General features: G+C 62.1%; 18 protein-coding genes. 7 read left to right on the top strand and 11 right to left on the bottom strand.

The features are described from left to right. Positions 1-12: 12 nt before the first annotated feature. The 4 genes from A1D30_RS25825 (at position 13) to A1D30_RS08230 (ending at position 1,758) form a co-directional block, all read left to right on the top strand. A complete protein-coding gene (locus tag A1D30_RS25825) occupies positions 13-171 on the top strand; it encodes a hypothetical protein (RefSeq protein ID WP_157891320.1) in 159 nt (52 codons plus the stop codon). Positions 172-498: 327 nt separating this feature from the next. Further along, complete coding sequence (locus A1D30_RS08240; protein WP_063460877.1) at positions 499-912, top strand: hypothetical protein; 414 nt, start codon at positions 499-501, stop codon at positions 910-912. A gap of 32 nt (positions 913-944) precedes the next feature. Next, entirely contained in the window at positions 945-1,154 is a 210-nt protein-coding gene (locus A1D30_RS08235) for a hypothetical protein (protein WP_109790933.1), read from the top strand. A gap of 268 nt (positions 1,155-1,422) precedes the next feature. Then, positions 1,423-1,758 (top strand): hypothetical protein, encoded by a 336-nt coding sequence (locus A1D30_RS08230; RefSeq protein WP_063460258.1) that lies wholly within the window; start codon positions 1,423-1,425, stop codon positions 1,756-1,758. Positions 1,759-1,844: 86 nt separating this feature from the next. Here the strand turns inward: A1D30_RS08230 and A1D30_RS08225 are convergent, their stop codons facing one another. From A1D30_RS08225 to A1D30_RS08210, 4 genes are all read right to left on the bottom strand, one after another. Further along, the gene (locus A1D30_RS08225; protein ID WP_242421826.1) at positions 1,845-2,357 is read right to left on the bottom strand and encodes a tetratricopeptide repeat protein; all 513 of its coding nucleotides are present in this window, start codon (positions 2,355-2,357) and stop codon (positions 1,845-1,847) included. 150 nt (positions 2,358-2,507) lie between these two features. Continuing rightward, entirely contained in the window at positions 2,508-2,945 is a 438-nt protein-coding gene (locus tag A1D30_RS08220) for a hypothetical protein (RefSeq protein ID WP_063460257.1), read from the bottom strand. A 438-nt stretch (positions 2,946-3,383) separates the two neighbouring features. After that, a complete protein-coding gene (locus tag A1D30_RS08215) occupies positions 3,384-3,956 on the bottom strand; it encodes a flavodoxin family protein (protein ID WP_063460875.1) in 573 nt (190 codons plus the stop codon). A gap of 14 nt (positions 3,957-3,970) precedes the next feature. Next, positions 3,971-4,855: an NmrA family NAD(P)-binding protein gene (locus A1D30_RS08210; protein ID WP_063460256.1), complete on the bottom strand. Its 885-nt coding sequence runs from the start codon at positions 4,853-4,855 to the stop codon at positions 3,971-3,973. A gap of 101 nt (positions 4,856-4,956) precedes the next feature. On the opposite strand from A1D30_RS08210, the gene A1D30_RS24705 reads away from it, so the two are divergent. After that, positions 4,957-5,868, top strand: coding sequence for a LysR family transcriptional regulator (locus tag A1D30_RS24705; protein WP_206779304.1), 912 nt, complete (start codon positions 4,957-4,959; stop codon positions 5,866-5,868). Positions 5,869-5,968: 100 nt separating this feature from the next. Here the strand turns inward: A1D30_RS24705 and A1D30_RS25450 are convergent, their stop codons facing one another. From A1D30_RS25450 to A1D30_RS08185, 4 genes are all read right to left on the bottom strand, one after another. Then, a complete protein-coding gene (locus A1D30_RS25450) occupies positions 5,969-6,229 on the bottom strand; it encodes a hypothetical protein (RefSeq protein ID WP_131798429.1) in 261 nt (86 codons plus the stop codon). Positions 6,230-6,463: 234 nt separating this feature from the next. Beyond that, the gene (locus tag A1D30_RS08195; RefSeq protein ID WP_063460253.1) at positions 6,464-8,743 is read right to left on the bottom strand and encodes a xanthine dehydrogenase family protein molybdopterin-binding subunit; all 2,280 of its coding nucleotides are present in this window, start codon (positions 8,741-8,743) and stop codon (positions 6,464-6,466) included. Between the two features lie 28 nt (positions 8,744-8,771). Next, on the bottom strand, positions 8,772-9,233 hold the full coding sequence (locus A1D30_RS08190; protein ID WP_063460252.1) for a (2Fe-2S)-binding protein: 462 nt from the start codon (positions 9,231-9,233) through the stop codon (positions 8,772-8,774). Between the two features lie 148 nt (positions 9,234-9,381). Next, the gene (locus tag A1D30_RS08185) at positions 9,382-9,954 is read right to left on the bottom strand and encodes a TetR/AcrR family transcriptional regulator (RefSeq protein ID WP_063460251.1); all 573 of its coding nucleotides are present in this window, start codon (positions 9,952-9,954) and stop codon (positions 9,382-9,384) included. A gap of 105 nt (positions 9,955-10,059) precedes the next feature. Here A1D30_RS08185 and pdxH point away from each other — a divergent pair, with 105 nt between their 5' ends. Together pdxH and A1D30_RS08175 are read left to right on the top strand one after the other, a co-directional pair. Continuing rightward, positions 10,060-10,698, top strand: a complete 639-nt coding sequence (gene pdxH / locus A1D30_RS08180) for a pyridoxamine 5'-phosphate oxidase (protein WP_063460250.1) — start codon at positions 10,060-10,062, stop codon at positions 10,696-10,698. A gap of 16 nt (positions 10,699-10,714) precedes the next feature. After that, entirely contained in the window at positions 10,715-10,966 is a 252-nt protein-coding gene (locus tag A1D30_RS08175) for a hypothetical protein (RefSeq protein ID WP_131798428.1), read from the top strand. 9 nt (positions 10,967-10,975) lie between these two features. On the opposite strand, the gene A1D30_RS08170 is transcribed toward A1D30_RS08175, so the two are convergent. The 3 genes from A1D30_RS08170 to A1D30_RS08160 form a co-directional block, all read right to left on the bottom strand. Beyond that, positions 10,976-11,929, bottom strand: coding sequence for an AEC family transporter (locus A1D30_RS08170; protein WP_063460248.1), 954 nt, complete (start codon positions 11,927-11,929; stop codon positions 10,976-10,978). Positions 11,930-12,143: 214 nt separating this feature from the next. Next, positions 12,144-13,766, bottom strand: a complete 1,623-nt coding sequence (locus tag A1D30_RS08165; protein ID WP_063460247.1) for a sensor domain-containing diguanylate cyclase — start codon at positions 13,764-13,766, stop codon at positions 12,144-12,146. 320 nt (positions 13,767-14,086) lie between these two features. After that, the gene (locus A1D30_RS08160) at positions 14,087-16,222 is read right to left on the bottom strand and encodes a TonB-dependent receptor (RefSeq protein ID WP_242421825.1); all 2,136 of its coding nucleotides are present in this window, start codon (positions 16,220-16,222) and stop codon (positions 14,087-14,089) included. Positions 16,223-16,384: the final 162 nt, after the last annotated feature.

Raw genomic sequence — 16,384 nt, 5'->3', positions numbered from 1 at the left:
GCAAGTCAGATCATGGCATCGCTGCGCAGCAACGGCTGGACCGTGACCGGCAAGCTCGGTCGCGACCAGCCCGGCATCTTTGCGCCTGGAGGGCGGCTGCACCACTTGCAGGATGCGTTTGTGGAAACCATGAAAGAGGCGATGACGCGGCTTGGGGCACCTGCGCAATAAGGTTTTATAGAAATTTGAGGCTGTTGCTAAAGAAAAATAGGGATCGCGAACGAATCTGCGGGCTGTGGCTCGGACTTTCACTCGACAACCATTGGCAGGCAGTTTTGACCCGAAGTGGTCTGTTTGCCGCGCAGTAGGAATCGGCCATTGGCTGCCGTTCGGTTACAGTCCTCGTCCTCCGGGTGATTTTTGCCCGTATCGTGCACTCCGCATCCCAAAGGGCATTGGCTCCCCGGTGACGGGGCTTGAAAGCAAAATCTGCGACTTTGGGCAGTACGTCGGCTGATGCGGCCGTGCAAACCACAACTCGCGGAGCCAGAAAAAAATATGCTGTTAACCGATATAGCCGTCGAGCACACGCTGGTGTCCAAAAAAGACGGCGTTCGTCAGACTTTCTTGCTGCATCCTTTTACCGATACACAGCGCGATTCGCTTGGTAAATTCGAACTCGTCCGCGACGTCAGCCAGCCAGGATTCAAAGACGTAAAACGCTCCACCTTCGTATCGTTTCAACAATTAGCGGAGCTGTATGCGAAGGGCCAGCTCGAAGAATTCGGGTTTTCCGTTCGCATGTGTCCGGGTAAAGGCACTTACCCTGCCAAGCTTCCGGCGAAAAAGATACTGCCAACCAGCATCAAGCCTGGCTCTTCGTTCGATCTGGCGGTGCAAAAGGTGGATATTTCCAAACCTGCGACTCGCGAATTGCGAACAGCCTTGCTGCGCGCCAACGTCAAAATTTAAAAGTACTGCCGCTGACTGATATGGGAGCCACTGTGAATCCACCCATTGCGCATGCTGAACTGATTGCCACGTTCAAGCGGGCCGAGGCAGATGCCGATCACAAGTTCGGGCTGATCAAAGCTGCGGCAAATAAAGGCCCCAAGGCAATCCAAGCCGCCACCGAGACAGCTGCAAAGGCGGCAAAACGCAGGGACTCGTATGCCAAAAAGCTGGGCATTCTCGGGGTGGACTTCAAGGATTGAATGCCGCCAAGCATACGGCGTGACACCAGCATTGGCGACTGCCCATAACGGGCCCTGGTCGTCAAAATCATCTCTGTAATCTAAAAGCAAAATCGGTAGCGCTCGGATTCGCTTGATGTCCACACGCAGTAGCGAAAGCGTATCTGTTTTCAGATCGCGAAGGTGTGGAGAGATGGAAAGCCGCTTTCCGGCTGGCTTCGGATATACGGGACGCGTCCGCGAATGAGTAATATCGGCCAGGAGCGGTCATCCGTAGACGAGGAATGTTATGGCGACACTGCTAGATTCGGCCTCCAGTAATCCTCAGCACAACCTAGAACTGGAGCTGTGGGATCTCCAAGCCCTGGAAGAATTTGAGGCGAGAGCAAGCCGTGTTCAACCAACATTGCTGCGGGTGGGGGTGCACTTGTACAGCGCGTTGCCACTTGACCAGCTTTTGGCCAGGCTTGCTCAGTTTGAAAAACTGAGCCGCGTCGTGGTGGCGGATGACCGCGTATATGACAGAGATATGCCTTCGGTAGAAATGTCGTTCAAATCGGCTTTCCCAAGAGCGCAGTTTCAATGGGATTCCGATGGAGTCATTGCCGGTAAGCACGGGCGTTAGTGGCGTAGTGACCGGCTGCTTCGGGCCCGATGCTGCCACTCGGTACTGCAAGGTAGCCTACTCAGAAGCGGTCGTACAACGATTCTTCAGAGCTTGATCCTGGACTCTAAGAACTCCAAGTATTTCGGGTCGTCTTCAAGAAGAATGTTCATCCCGCCGCCCATGTATGCACGTGTCAGTTCGTCTGCCGCGCGATCGCGCTCTCCGAGTTCGAACTGGCATTGCCCAAGCCGCAAGTGAATGAACGGGTTGCCGATCGCGTCGGGATAGTGCATGGCCGTGGTCAGGTTGTCACGGCCAGCCACGAAATCCCCAGCGAGAAAATTGGCATCACCGATCACCGTCAAGATCCAGGTTCCAGCGTTCCACTTTGTGCGAGGCTCCGGCAGCAGATCGAACGCCTCCCAGTACAGCGATAACGCTCGATTGAACTCGCGCTTCGCCGCATGATGGTCACCGCGTGCGCAAAGGTCCTTGATCTGCTGGTCGGCAGCATTTGGCAGCTCTGTCGCTTCGGTCGCATCTGGAGTAGGCGATGCCGGGGGCGTTTCGAGTTCCTTTTCGTTCTTCTTAAACCAACCAAATATCAGTTTTCTCACTTGTAAGATCCCGCCAAATACAGACCGTAGTCAGCGTCTGCTCTTGACCTATGGCAACCATGGCATCAGCGGCAGTCGGGGGCCAAAGCGTTTTTAGCCAATGATCCCTGCGGCAGCGCGTACGAACGAAGCGAGATCCACAACGCGAAGCTAGCTGTCGGCATCCAACTTGCGGCGGCGTTCCAAGAAGCGGTGAATCAGGTCCCGTAGGCTCCTCGGAAGGTTTGGCGTATTCGCAGTTTCGACCAGCGCCGACATGTACTTGGATCGCTCCTCGGTCGAAAGGCGACCATTGAGAATTCGATTCGCCATCAAAATGGCGTTGTACGAAGGCTGTGCTCGCAAGGAGTCGAGCAAGCGCTCCACGTAACTTGGATAGAGCCCCTCTGTCAGATGTACGAGAGTACCGGGCGCACCCATGTCCTCTAGCGGGTGCGCCTCGAAGAACGTGAAGATCGGCTCAATCAAACCGTCATTTCTATCGAACTCAGGTACCGCCTCCACGAGTTCGTCAACACGAAGCAAAAAATCCGCGGCGGTCGGATCTAGGCGCAATAGCTGCTTTTCGAATTCTTTGTGACTATTCATGGCATCGGTTGCAAGAAGGGCGGCTTGTAGCCGGATTCTGCTTCACGCGAGGTGCGCAAGCGTGCCAGAAGCGGAATTCCACCAAGTCAGACTTACCACCCAAAACGCTGACGTCAAAAGCGCGAGGTCGCTTAGGTCAGGTGGGCCGCTGAAAAGCAGTGATTTCCGCCGATGCCAATCGCACCACGACCTCGCGCTTTGTGATTGAAAGGAGCTATTCATGAGCGGGAAGCCTCGCAACCCGGATGAGGGTGTCAAGTTTTGGGGCCGCCGTCGTGAACGCACCGCTTCGGACCTTCGTCTTGAAGAATCCCTACCTTTGACTGCCAAAGAAAGCTTTCGCACTGCGTGGGCTTAGCGATTTCAAGTATTTTCACGACGAGGGTGAAAAATGGATAGAAGAGCGGGTCAAGCCGAGGATGCTGAAGGAGCGTCCTGTTACGCCTTGTGAGGCGACGCATTCGCGTAGCGCTTCGCAACGTCCCGAAGCCGTTCACCAAAGCGCCTGGCCGTCTCGATGTCGCCTTCGAATACTTCGTCAACCCCCGCATCGACCGGGGTGGTGGCCATCGCGCCTGAAGATGAGCCGACGTAATTCAGGTCATTGCGCAGGGCTGCCTTGGTATTGGAGGGCATCATGCCGGTGCCCACCCACAGGCCACTGTGTTGCATCGCAAATGTCATGAAGTACTGCAAGGTGGACAGCTTGTCGCCGCTCATACTTCCGCTGTTGGTGAAGCCCGCAAAGAGTTTGTCTTTCCATTGCTGGGTCATCCAGGCCGCGGAAGAGTCATCGGCAAATTTCTTGAATTGCCAACTCGCGCTTCCCATGTAAGTGGGTGAGCCCAGCACAATCAAATCCGCAGCAGCCAATTGCGTCCAGGCGGACTCGGGAAGAATGCCTTGCGCATCAATCTGCAGCAATGCGGCCTCCGCGCACTGTGCAACGGCCTGCGCCAGTCGCTGGGTATGGCCGTAACCGGAATGGTAGACAACCACAATGGACGGCATGGTGTGTTTTGCTTTCATTGGGCAGCCCTCCAGCGCCCAGCCGTTTCCCGCGCATAGTCGCGGTAGCTCCGCAACGAGGTGCCCAGTTCTTGCTGCATGCGCTCGACTGCGGCGGCGGAACCCAGCTCGCCATCCTTTTGCATGCGCGCCATCATCAGCCGCATGTCATACGCCATCCACCCGGGTGCAAAGCTCTGGAATCGGGCTTCAAAAGGTCCGGTGTCGTCACCTGCATACCGGACGGGCTTGCCCAGCACATCGCTCCACACAGCGGCGGCCGTTTGACCCGACAACGCTGTTGGCCCCACAACATCCAACACCTCCGTTGGCAAGGGTTCGCTGGCAGCACCCCGGCGCAGCAGATGCCGTGCGGCAACCGCCGCCACGTCACGCGCGTCCACCATGGAAATGCCTGCACTGCCGATAGGCATGGGATACACGCCCCGCTCCAGAACATCGGACTGAATCAAGAAGTCGTCGTTCTGCATGAAGTAAGCGGGACGCAGAATGGTCGCGTGCATTCCAAGCTGTTCGATCATGCGTTCCACCGTGTGCTTTCCAGTGAAATGCGGAACCTCGGTAAAACGGTCGCTGTGCATGACAGACAGGTAAACGATGCGCTCGATACCCGCTTCGCGCGCCAGGTTCAATGCAATCAGTGCCTGGGTGACTTCGTCTGCGGCCACGGTGTTGAGCAAGAAAAGCGTTCTTGCGCAACCCATGGCAGCGCGCATCGAATCCACATCCTGAAAGTCTCCCTGGACGGCCGTAACGCCGGGTGGAAACTGTCGCTTTTCTGGTGTTCTGGTGAGGGCATGAACGTCTGCGCCTTGCGCGGCTAATAGCGCCACCACATGTGAGCCGATCAGCCCTGTGCTGCCCGTAACGAGTATGGTCAATTGAGTTCCTTGAGAGTGTGCAATGGTTGAGTGAAGCTGAATTGTTTCTGGTTTAACCTTGTGCTAATAGACTCGTTATGTAGACACCGATGTACCAAAATATGAACAATGAAAACTACTCGATTGATGATCTGCAGTGGTTCATCAAGATCGCAGAGGCCGGGAGCCTCTCCCGGGCCTCTCGCCAACTGGATGTTCCGAAATCAACCTTGTCGCGCCGCCTGGCGCGCATGGAGACGGCAGCAGGGGTCAGTCTCGTCAAGCGCAACACCCGAGCCTTCGCATTGACCGACGCAGGCCAACGCCTGCTGGACGAAACAAGTCCACTGATCCATAAATTGAACACCGTCACCCACGACCTTTTTTCTCAGGACCAAACGCCGAGTGGTCGCGTTCGTCTGGCTGCGTCAGCCACATTCGGCAAAGTCGTGCTGCTTCCGCTGGTAACCGAGTACCTGTTCCAACACGAACATCTGGAGCTGGATGTCAAGCTCAGCAACCGCCACATCAACATCGTCGAAGAAGGCATTGATCTGGCGGTGCGCATTGGCGAACTTGCCGATTCCAGCCTGAAGGCCCGTGCCATCGGCACCGTACGCCCAGCGCTGTTTGCAAGCCCCGCCTATGCGAACCAGTACGGGTTGCCGCAGCATCCAGGTGAACTCAGTGCCCACGCCGGCCTTCTGCAGTCGAGGGAAGCCGCAGAAATCAAACTGCATTCGCGGTCCAGAACCGCAAAAGGAATTTTGCGTTCACGTTTGGTCATCGGCCCTTCCGATGCCTTGCTCGCGCCCACATTGGACGGACTGGGAATTGCCGTACTGCCCGAGTTCCAAGCGGCGCCCCTGGTCGCATCAGACAATTTGGTCAGAGTGCTGGAAGGCTGGCAAATGTCCGCGTTGAAAGTCCAGCTTGTCTACCCCATGCAACGCCATCAATCGCCAACAGTTCGGGCACTGATGGCGTTTCTCGCGGAACAGATCCCCAAAAGGTTGAACACACTGTCGATCTGATTTGCCTCGGGTCAACTAGACACTTTTTAGCTGTCGGGACAAGGTTTTGGGAGAGCTATCTGCCTCAAAGCAGTCATTCGTCAAGGTCAGAAGATGGCCGTTAAGTGCCCTGCATGCCCTCTGAAAAAACCACTGTGATTTTCGTGTAGCGCCCGTCTCGTCCGGCACATACTGCCCACACATTCACGAGTCCCTCCATTGGCGTGATGTACATGATGTGGTCTGGCCCAAGCTTGGGGGACAGTGCTTCAGCCACTCGATGTGCAAAAAAGGCATGGACGGCCTCCTCAACAGTCGCGCCTTCGAATTGGGTGCTGAAGCTTTCACCTTCGGGTTGTACCAGCAGGGTATAGAGGGCCATGTCGAGTGATCGGTGTTGGCCGATAGTACGCGTTCGACGGCGAAGGGCGGACGACCGCAACTGCTGCATTGCAGCAACCTCTCCACCACATTCACCACCGTTTGAAGCAGGCTAAAAGCCGCTCGCGAAACACAGCCATGGCAATGCCCCGCACGCCGAACTGGCGCAACCGAATGAGCCGTAAAAAAGCGCCGGGCTTTTTCAACCCCGGCGCTTTCAAGCCATCCAACCCGATCAAGCCAACTTAAACGGCAACTCCCTCGGCGTCTTCCCCGTCAACCGTGCCACCGCATTCGCAAACGCAGGCGCCAGCGGTGGCAACCCAGGCTCGCCCATGCCCGTGGGCGGCTCCGCGCTTGGCACGATGTGCACAGCCACCTGGGGCATGTCGGTGATGCGGGGCACGGCGAAGTCGCCGAAGTTGCTTTGCTCCACCACGCCGTCCTTGAGTGTGATGGCTGCGCCCGGGAGGCACATTGACAGGCCCATCAGCGCCCCGCCCTGCACCTGGGCTTCCACGCTTTTGGGGTTGACCACCAGGTTGCAGTGCACGCCGGCCGTGATGCTGTGCAGCTTGGGCGTACCGTCTTTGACAGACGCTTCGACCACGTAGGCCACGACGGACTGGAAGGACTCGTGCACCGCCACGCCCCAGGCGCGGCCTGCGGCCAGCTTCTTTTTGCCGTAGCCTGATTGCGCCACGGCCAGTTGCAGGGCGGCCTTGTGGCGTGGGTGCTTGTCGCCCATCAGGGCCATGCGGTAGGCCACGGGGTCTTGCTTGGTGGCGCGGGCCACTTCGTCGATGAGCGTTTCCATGACGTAGGCCGTGTGGGTGGAGCCCACGCTGCGCCACCAGAGCACCGGCACGTTCACGTCGGGGTGGTGCACCGTCAGCTTCATGGGCAGGTCGTAGGGCTCCTTCATGCCCTCGATGGCCGTGGCGTCGATGCCGTTCTTGACCATGAAGGCCTCGAACGGCGAGCCCTTGGTGATGGATTGGCCCACGATGCTGTGGTCCCACGCCAGGACCTTGCCCTGGGCGTCAAAACCGATCTCGGCGCGGTGCACGTGCATGGGGCGGTAGTAGCCGCCCTTGATGTCGTCCTCGCGGCTCCACAGGGTGCGCACCGGGGCGGTGATGCCTACGGTGCGCGCGGCCTTGGCCACGCCGCAGGCTTCCACCACGTAGTCGCTGGTGGGGATGGCGCGGCGGCCAAAGCCGCCACCGGCCATCTGGGTGTTCACCTTCACGTTTTGCGGCTGCAGTCCCAAAGTTTTGGCGGCGGCCATGGCGTCCAGGCCGGGCATCTGTGTGCCCATCCAGAGTTCGGCCTTGTCAGCATCCAGCTTCACCGTGCAGTTGAGCGGCTCCATGGGCGCGTGCGCCAGGTAGGGGAAGACGAACTCGGCGCTGATCTTGTGCGCTGCGCCTGCCAACGGCGCCATGTCGGCCTGCATGGCCACGTTGCCGGGCTTGGCAGCCAGCTCGCGGTATTGCGCCAGCAGTGCCGTGGTGTCGGGCTTGGCGACTGCGCTGGTGTCCCATTCCACCTTGAGCGCATCGCGGCCCTGTTTGGCGGGCCAGTAGCCGTCGGCAATGATGGCCACGCCCTCCCCGCCCCGGTCGGTGGGCACGCGCAGCACGGCCTTCACGCCCTTGATGGCTTTGGCGGCGCTGTCGTCCAGCGACTTCGGCTTGGCGCCAAACACGGGTGGGCGCGCCACCACGGCGGTGAGCATGCCGGGCAGGCGCACGTCAATGCCGTAGTCCTGCTGGCCGCTCGACTTGGCCTTGGCATCGAGCCGCCCGGTGGGCTTGCCGATGATGCGGAACTGTTTGGGGTCTTTGAGGGTGACCTTCTCGGGCACAGGTTGCTTCATGGCGGCTTCGGCCAGCGCGCCGTAGCCCAGCTTCTTGCCGCCGGGGCCGACCACAAAGCCGTTGCTGGTGCGCAGCGCCGATGCATCCACGCCCCACTGCGCGGCAGCGGCGCCCACCAGCATGGCCCGGGTGCGGGCGCCCAGCTCGCGGTACTGGGTGTACGAGTTCTTGATGGAGTTGGAGCCACCCGTGAGGTGCATGCCAAACGCCGGGTCGGCATAGGCCGGGTTGGCGTCGCCGTGCACGCTGCGCACCTTGCTCCAGTCGGCATCCAGCTCTTCGGCCAGGATCATGGGCAGGCCGGTCTGCACGCCCTGACCAAAGTCCAGGCGGTTGATGGTGACGGTGACGGTGCCATCGGCGTCGATGCGCACAAAGGCCGAGGGCTGCTCGTGCGGCTTGAGGCCCGCAGGCGCCGCCGCGCCCGCACCCTGTGCGGTGGCCGCGAGCGGAAACGCGCCCAGCGCAAAGCCCGAGGCCGCCGTGACCTTCAGGAAGGTGCGGCGCGCCATGCCATCGGCTGCGTCGTTTGCTATTGAATCAGTAGCTACTTGGGCTTTATCCATCAGCGCAAGCAGGTTTTTTGGCATGTGGTGGCGTGCGGCCGCCACGGCAGAAGGTTCGAAATGCATGGTGTTCTCCTTCAGTCAGTGGGCTCGGTCAGGCCAGCGCCTTGGCGGCGTCGTGGATGGCGGCGCGGATGCGCACATAGGTGCCGCAGCGGCACACGTTGCCCGCCATGGCGGCATCGATGTCGGCATCGGTGGGCTTCTTCTTGCCCTTGAGCAGCGCGGTGGCGCTCATGATCTGGCCGCTTTGGCAGTAGCCGCACTGCGCCACGTCGTGCTTAACCCAGGCGGCATGCACGGCCTTGCCCACCTTGTCGCTGGCCGTGACGGCCTCGATGGTGGTGATCTTCTGCCCTGCGGCCGCCGAGATGGGCGTGATGCAGGAGCGGATGGGCGCGCCGTTCAGGTGCACCGTGCAGGCGCCGCACAAGGCCTGGCCGCAGCCAAACTTGGTGCCGGTCATGCCCAGCGTGTCGCGCAGGGCCCAGAGGATGGGGGTGGATTCGTCGGCATCGACTGCAGTGTCTTTGCCGTTGACGTTCAAAGTGGGCATCGTGGGACTCCTTGGGGTGAAGGACAGCGCTCAAAAGTTCAGCGCAAGCAGGTGCGGCTTGGGGGATGGGTTTCCGCCGCGTTGTTGTTTTGGAGAATATTTATTCGATTAAAACTGAAATCGGCAATCTGTGCTGGCCTTCAAGTTTTCAGGCCTTGATCGCGTCCCAGCACAGGCCAAAGGCCATCTGGTGCACGGCGTCGTCGTCGGGCAGCACCTGGGTGCGGATCAGGTTGCCCGTCTCGCGCACCGAGCCCACCAGGCTGGCGGTGAGCAGCGGGATGGGCACGGCCTTCAAGATTTCCTGCTGCTGGCCCTCTTCCATCAGCGCAAAAAAGCCCGCCATCAGCCGGGTCGAGAACTCGCGGTTGCCCTCGGTGAACCAGGGCGAGTTGTAGTACTGCTCTTGAAACACCACCTCGGCATACTGGTCCAGCCGGTGGCGCAGCAGGTTGCCCCAGATGCGCCGCACCCGCCCCCGGTAGGGCGTGCCGGGCACCACACCGTCCATGATGCGGGCAGCGGTCACCGTCTTGGCGTCCTGGTAGAGCTGGCTGATGAGTTCGTCCTTGGACGGGTAGTACACATACAGCGTGCTGGTGGCCAGCCCCGCGTTGCGGGCAATCTCGGCCATGGTCAGGCCGCTCAGACCCGTCTGGGCCACCAGCTCGAAGGTGGCCTGGGCAATGGCGCGCTGTTTTTCGTCGTCTTTGGGTTTCATCGCTGCGCCAATATAAGCGAATAAGCATTCGACAACAACCCGCCCCGTCTCCGACCGCCTTGCACCGGCCTCAGGCCCCGAATCCCGGCGTGCACAATCGGGCCCATGACCACCTCCATCGCCGACCTCCGCAAGAGCTACGAGCGCGCCGAACTCAACGAAGACGCCTCGCACGCCGCCCCCCTGCAGCAGTTTGACCAGTGGCTCAAAGAAGCCATCAGCGCCCAGGTGCCCGAGCCCAACGCCATGACCCTGGCCACCGTGGGCAGCGACCTTCGCCCCAGCACCCGCATCGTGCTCATCAAGGGCTACGACGAGCGCGGCATCGTCTGGTTTACCAACTATGACAGCCGCAAGGGCCGCCAGATCGCGGGCAACCCGTTTGCAGCGCTGCAGTTCCACTGGGTGGAGCTGGAGCGTGTGGTGCGCATCGAAGGCACGGTGGAAAAAGTCAGCGACGAAGAAAGCGACGAATACTTCCAGAGCCGCCCGCTCGACTCGCGCATCGGCGCCTGGGCCAGCCCGCAAAGCCAGGTCATTTCAGGCCGCAGTGTGCTGGTGGCCAACGCCGCCAAATACGGTGCGCAGTTTTTGCTGAAACCGCCCCGCCCGCCGCACTGGGGTGGGTATCGCCTGAAGCCTGATCAGTGGGAGTTTTGGCAGGGGCGCAAGAGCCGCCTGCATGACCGGTTGCGGTATCGGATGGATGGGGGGGAGTGGGTGCGGGAGCGGCTGGCGCCCTGAGCCCAAGGAGATCACGATGACCAGCCTCTTGCTACTTTTGCTATTGGTTTTGCTGGTCGGGGTGCCAGCTTTTGCGTACCTGAAAAAGCCTGCTGCGCTTGGCTTGGCGAGCCTGCTGCCCCCCTTGCTTTTTCAGCTTGGCAATTGGATGTATCTGGGCTATCTGGACCCTTTCTGGCCCATCGCCCTGGTTGTCAGCGGCGCTATTGCGCTGGTTGCTGCGATGGCCGTCGGTCAGCTGGTGGGGCGGTTCGCGCACCAGCGTTGAGTGCTGCCGCTACACCACCCACCGCGTCACCACCACAATCACCACCGGCATCGTCACCAACCCCAGCGCGGTGGACACCGCCACACTGGCCGTCACCTCTTCCTCTGCCACGCGGTAGCGCTGCGAGAACAAGAACACGTTGGCCCCCACGGGCAACGAGGCGGCCACGATCATCACCGCCAGTGGCAGCCCCGACAGGCCCAGCGCCCAGCCCAGGGCGGCCAGCACGACCGGGTGCACCACACATTTGACGAGCGCAATGCGCATTGCCGCCTTGAACTGGTGGCCGACCTTGGTAAACGCCAGCGTCACCCCCACCAGCAGCAGCGCAATCGGCCCCAGGGCCTGGCCCAGCAGCAGCAGGGGTTTGTCCACGACCTGGGGCACCACCAGACCCGTCTGCGCAAACAGCAGGCCCGCAATGATGGGCAGCGGTACCGGGTGCACGATGCCGTTGCGGATGGCCTGCAGCACGGTGCGCCACATGGGCTGCTGCGTGCCGCCCGGCTGCCCTGCGTGTTCGCGCGCGGCGGCCAGCTCGAACACCACCGTGGCAGCGGTGAGCAGGATGAGCGAGTGCACCGAGATCAGCGTGAACAGCGTGACCAGCCCCGCATCGCCAAACACCAGGCCTACCAGGGGCACACCGATCATCAGCGTGTTGCTGAAGGTGTTGGCCAGCGCCCGCGCCGCGCTTAGCGTGTTGAAGCCCTGCAGCGCCAGTGTGGCTGCGTACACGATGCCAAACGCCACAAAGTAGATGCCCACGGGGCCAAAGTTCAGGTCCTGGATGTGCACCGTGCTCATGGTGCGAAACAGCAGCGCAGGCGTGAGCACCATGAACACCAGGTTGGCCAGGTCCTTGACCGACGCCGCACGGATCCAGCCACGCCGCCCTACATAAAAGCCGATGGCGATGAACAGGATGACGGGGATCAGCGAGGTGAAAACGGGCGAGTTCAATGTGGTAGCCGGCGCGCAAACGCGGCGAGAAGGGACAGGCGGGTGGGGGCAGGTAGCCAGCAGCAGGGCCCTATTGTGGCCTGTGCGGCCGCCGCACGCGCGTCTCGATACTATGAATTCAATAGCTGTCAGCGCTTATCTAGAGGGCGGAAGAGGCCATTTTGATACGGAAACTCCGGCGCCAGTGGCGGCTCGCGATCCCTGGCGCGACGTTTTACTGAAACACGCACACGCCCAACGACTGGCTTTTGGCCCGGTACATGGCGGTGTCTGCGGCGCGCAGGTAGTCATCGACCGTTGCCAGCCCGGATGCGCTGCCGACCAGTCCAATGCTCGCGCCACTGACCACGGTGTGTTCGCCGATCACATACGGCGCTGCGAGGGCGGCGGCGATTTGCCCTGCACGGTGGGTGGCTTCGGCGGGATCAATGGACTCCAGCAGCACATTGAACTCGTCGCCACTCATGCGGGCGACCAGGTCCACCGCCCGCACGCAGGATTCGAGCCGCCGCGCCACCTGCTGCAACAGCTGGTCGCCCACATGGTGCCCATAGCTGTCATTGACGGCCTTGAACCCGTTGAGATCCAGCAGCAGCACCGAGAACATCGTGGCTCCATCGCGCGCCGGCACGCCATCACCGTTCACCACCTCGTTTTGCTGCAGCGCGATGAGTTGCGCGAGGCGATCGCGGAACAACGGCCGACCCGGCAAGTTGGTCAGCGCATCGTAGGAACTGCCCCGCTCGGCCAGATCGCTCAACGAGCCTGCCATGCGCACCGGCACACCCTCTTCGAACTCGGCGAGCCCGCGCCAATTGACCCACACCAGCCTCTCAGCCCCGTGGAACGCACGGAAATCCACCGAAAAGTTCGGGCTGCCTCCCGACAGGTGCCTGCGGTAGGCCTCCTGCACGCGAGCGCGATCCTCGGGATCGATGAGTTGCTCCAAAAAGCGCCAGCCTCCGTCATGCACATGATCGCGGCTACCCAGCCCGACGATCTGGAGAAAGCGCCCCGACACATGCAGGGCGTCGGTTCGCAAGTCCCAGTCCCAGATGCCGTCATTGGACCCGCGCGTGGCCAGCGAATAGCGGTTTTCGGAGCGCACCAAATCGAGTTCGGTGTTCTTCTGCTGGGTCACGTCGATCATCAGGCCGATCATGCGGTTCGGCCGTCCCGGCTCGACCACGGCGCGGCACAGATCCCGCACCCACACCACCTTGCCGGACTTGGCAATCAGCCGGTAACTCATCTCGTAGGCATGGCTGTGCGTGGCGTTGTAAGCGGCATCGTCAATCACCAGGGCCTGCGCCAGATCATCGGGATGCACATGCGCCCGCCAAAAGCCCGGGTCGGCCCGCCACTCCTCGACGGAGTAGCCAAACAAGCGTTCGACCTGCGGGCTCAGAAAGGTATTGCCCACCCCGATTTCAGCCTCCCACACCACGCCGTCAATGGTTTCCAGCAAGCGCAGAAAGCGCTGGCGAATTTCCACCAGCACCTGTTCGGTGACCTCGGTGATCTCGATCAGGACCCCCTGGCGGCTGATCACCCGCTCCGCCGCATCCGTCTCCGGGTGGAGCTGCAGACGCACCCAGCGGTAGTCCGCGTCGGCAAAGCGCAAGCGGAACACCGGCATGCCCGAGCGCATGGTGCCGATGTCGTCGGGGTGAACGAATTCCAGCAAAGACCTGCCGAGCGCCGCCGCCACCGGATGGCCGGTGAGCTTGTGCCACGCCGGGTTCAGATAGGTGATCTCCCACAGCGCATCGGTTTGCACCACCGCCTCGGGAAGCAGTTGCAGCAGGTTCGCAGATGGCTTGGGAGTGGTGAGCATGCAGGGAGGGCTATCGCAAATGGGTCAGATTCATGCAGGGCCGCGCTGAACAAGTCCTTCGCGCGTCGCGCAACCCGGTTTCGGGCGGCCTGCTGCGGTGCCCATCCCAGTCGAACATCGGGTGTGCGCCATCACCAGGGCTTAGGCAGCGTCGCCTTGACGGATCGGAGAATCAACCATGTAAACCGAGTATGGCATGCATCCAGGCCCCCCTTGGATTGGGTGGTTTTGGTGGTTTTGGGCATTGATGTGAGCGAGCCTGCAACACCCTCCCCCGCTGCTGGCTCTCTCACATCATCACATCACGACGGCATCACCCGTCAGAACGCCACTTTCACCCCCACCGTCAGATTCCGCCCCATCAGCGGCGCGGCGTTCTTGATGAACGAGGTGTGCGCATACGCCAGGCGGTCTGTCAGGTTGGTGCCCTTCAGGTACACCTGCCAGGGCGTGCCGCTGCTGAACTGGCCGTTGTAGGCCAGGCCCACATTCAGCATGCCGTAGCCGGGGGTTGCGGTTTCGAAGGCGGCGATGCGGTTCTGGCGCGCCACCTGCACCCATTCCACCTGGCCCTCCCAGGCGTTCCAGTTGCCATCCAGCCGCAGGCCGGCGCGGGTGGCGGGGATGCGCGGCAGGTTGCCTGCGCCGTCGATCCTGGCGCGCACGGTGTCGCCGAACAGGGTGACGCCCAGGTTGCGGTTCAGGCGCTGGCGCACCTGGCCTTCGATGCCGGTGAAGGTGGCGTCGGCCTGGCTGTATTGCAGCAGTTGCAGGCCGTCCAGCGCATCAAGCGTGCGGCCATAGATGTAGTTGTGGATGCTGTTGCGGAACACGCTCACGCCAAAGGTGGTGTCGCCCGCCGTTTTCTTCAGGCTGAGGTCGAAGTTCTGCGAGGTTTCGGAGCGCAGGCTGGCATCGCCGCGCTCGTACGTGCTGGTGGCCATGTGCAGGCCGCGTGCGTACAGCTCCTCGGCAGACGGGGCACGGCTGGCGCGGGTGAAGGAGGCTCCCACCTGGTAGCCGGGCGTGAACTTCCAGACCGCGCCCAGCGATGCCGATGTGCCGTTGTGGCTGCGTTCGATGCCGCTGGTTTCGGCGTGGGTGGTCTGGCGGTCGTGGCGCAGGGCGGCTTCAAAGCGCCAGTCGCCCAGGCGGTATTCCTCCAGCGCAAACAGGCCGGTGCGGCGGGTGACGGTGGGCTGCACGTAGGCCTCTTCGCCTTCGGCGCTGAACTTGCGCTGCGAGGTCTGCAGGCCGATCACGCCCTTGAAGCCCGCGATGGGCTCGTGCTGCAGCTCGATGCGGGTGTCGTAGGCCTTGTTCTTGAAGGTGGTGCTGATGGCGCCGTCCTCGACCTCGTCGTGCACGTAGTCCGTCACACCCGCGCGCAGGCGCAAGGCCGAGAAACCCGCAAACGGGTTGCGCAACTCGCCCCGGATGTCGAAGCGTTCGCTGCGCAGATCAACCACCGGGACGTCGCCATGCCCGGCGCCGTGGTCATGGTCGTGGCCGTCTTCACCCTCCTCGCCCTCGTGGGCGCCGCAGTGCAGCTGGTTGCCGTGGGTGTGGCAGCCCTCAAAGCTGTGGTTGTGGCCCGGCAGGCCGTATTTGGCGGCCTGGCGGGTGTAGGCCGCGCCCAGGTAGCCCCGGTCGCCCACCCACGACAGGCCCACGCTGCCGGTGTTGGTGCGGTTGAAGCTGCCCAGCACCTTGCGTGTGGCTTCGCCCTCGGGCGCCCAGCCTTTGCCCACGCGGTAGTCGCCCGCATCGCGCGCCACGCCTTCCACATGCACGGCCAGGTTGCCGGTGCCGCCCGTCAGCGAGAAGGCCCCGGCGCCTTCGCGCGCACCCGTGTTGGCGCGCAGCTCGGCACTGCCCTCCAGCCCCTTGGCCGGGACGGCGGTGGGCACCTTGCCATCCAGCACATTGACCACGCCGCCCACGGCGCCGTTGCCGTAGATCAGGGCCGAGGGGCCGCGCAGCACTTCGATCTGCGTGGCGAGCATGGGTTCGGACACCACGGCGTGGTCGGGGCTGATGGTGGAGGCGTCGTGCAGCTCGGCGCCGTCAGACAGCACTTTGACGCGTGGGCCGTCCATGCCCCGGATGATGGGGCGGCTGGCACCGGCGCCAAAGTGGCTGCTGGTGATGCCGGGCTCGCTGTTGAGCGTTTCGCCCAGCGTGGCCTCGCGGCGGCGCACGAGTTCGTCGCCCTCCAGCACGGTGGCGGGCGTGGTCATGTCGCTGGCGCCCAGCTGCAGGCCGCTGGCCGAGACGGTGACGGTGACGGGCGGCAGGCTGGGCGTGGCTTCGGCGGCGGCCGGGGCCGGGGTCTGCGCCTGGGCGATGGAGCCCGCACCCGACAGCGCCAGCATGGCGGCCAGGGCCACGGGATGCAGGGTGGTGGGGCGGCGGCGTTGGGGCATTGTGGGGTGGGCGAAGGAAGTAGAGGTCATGGTGGTGGCTTGCAACAGGGGCATGCGCTGCGCCACACCGGGCGGGCCGGGTGTGTGCGGGCAGGCAGACAGCTTCACGCCGGGTGGGCGTGAAAATATGAATAAAAACAGCCTTCTGCGCGCGTCTGTATTGCGCTTCTAGCTATGAAATTGGGAGTAATG

It is taken from the genome of Acidovorax sp. GW101-3H11, assembly GCF_001633105.1.
Lineage (GTDB): Bacteria > Pseudomonadota > Gammaproteobacteria > Burkholderiales > Burkholderiaceae_C > Acidovorax.
The sequence above is the reverse complement of the archived record's forward strand: the minus strand, read 5'-3'. Positions and strand labels throughout refer to the sequence as shown.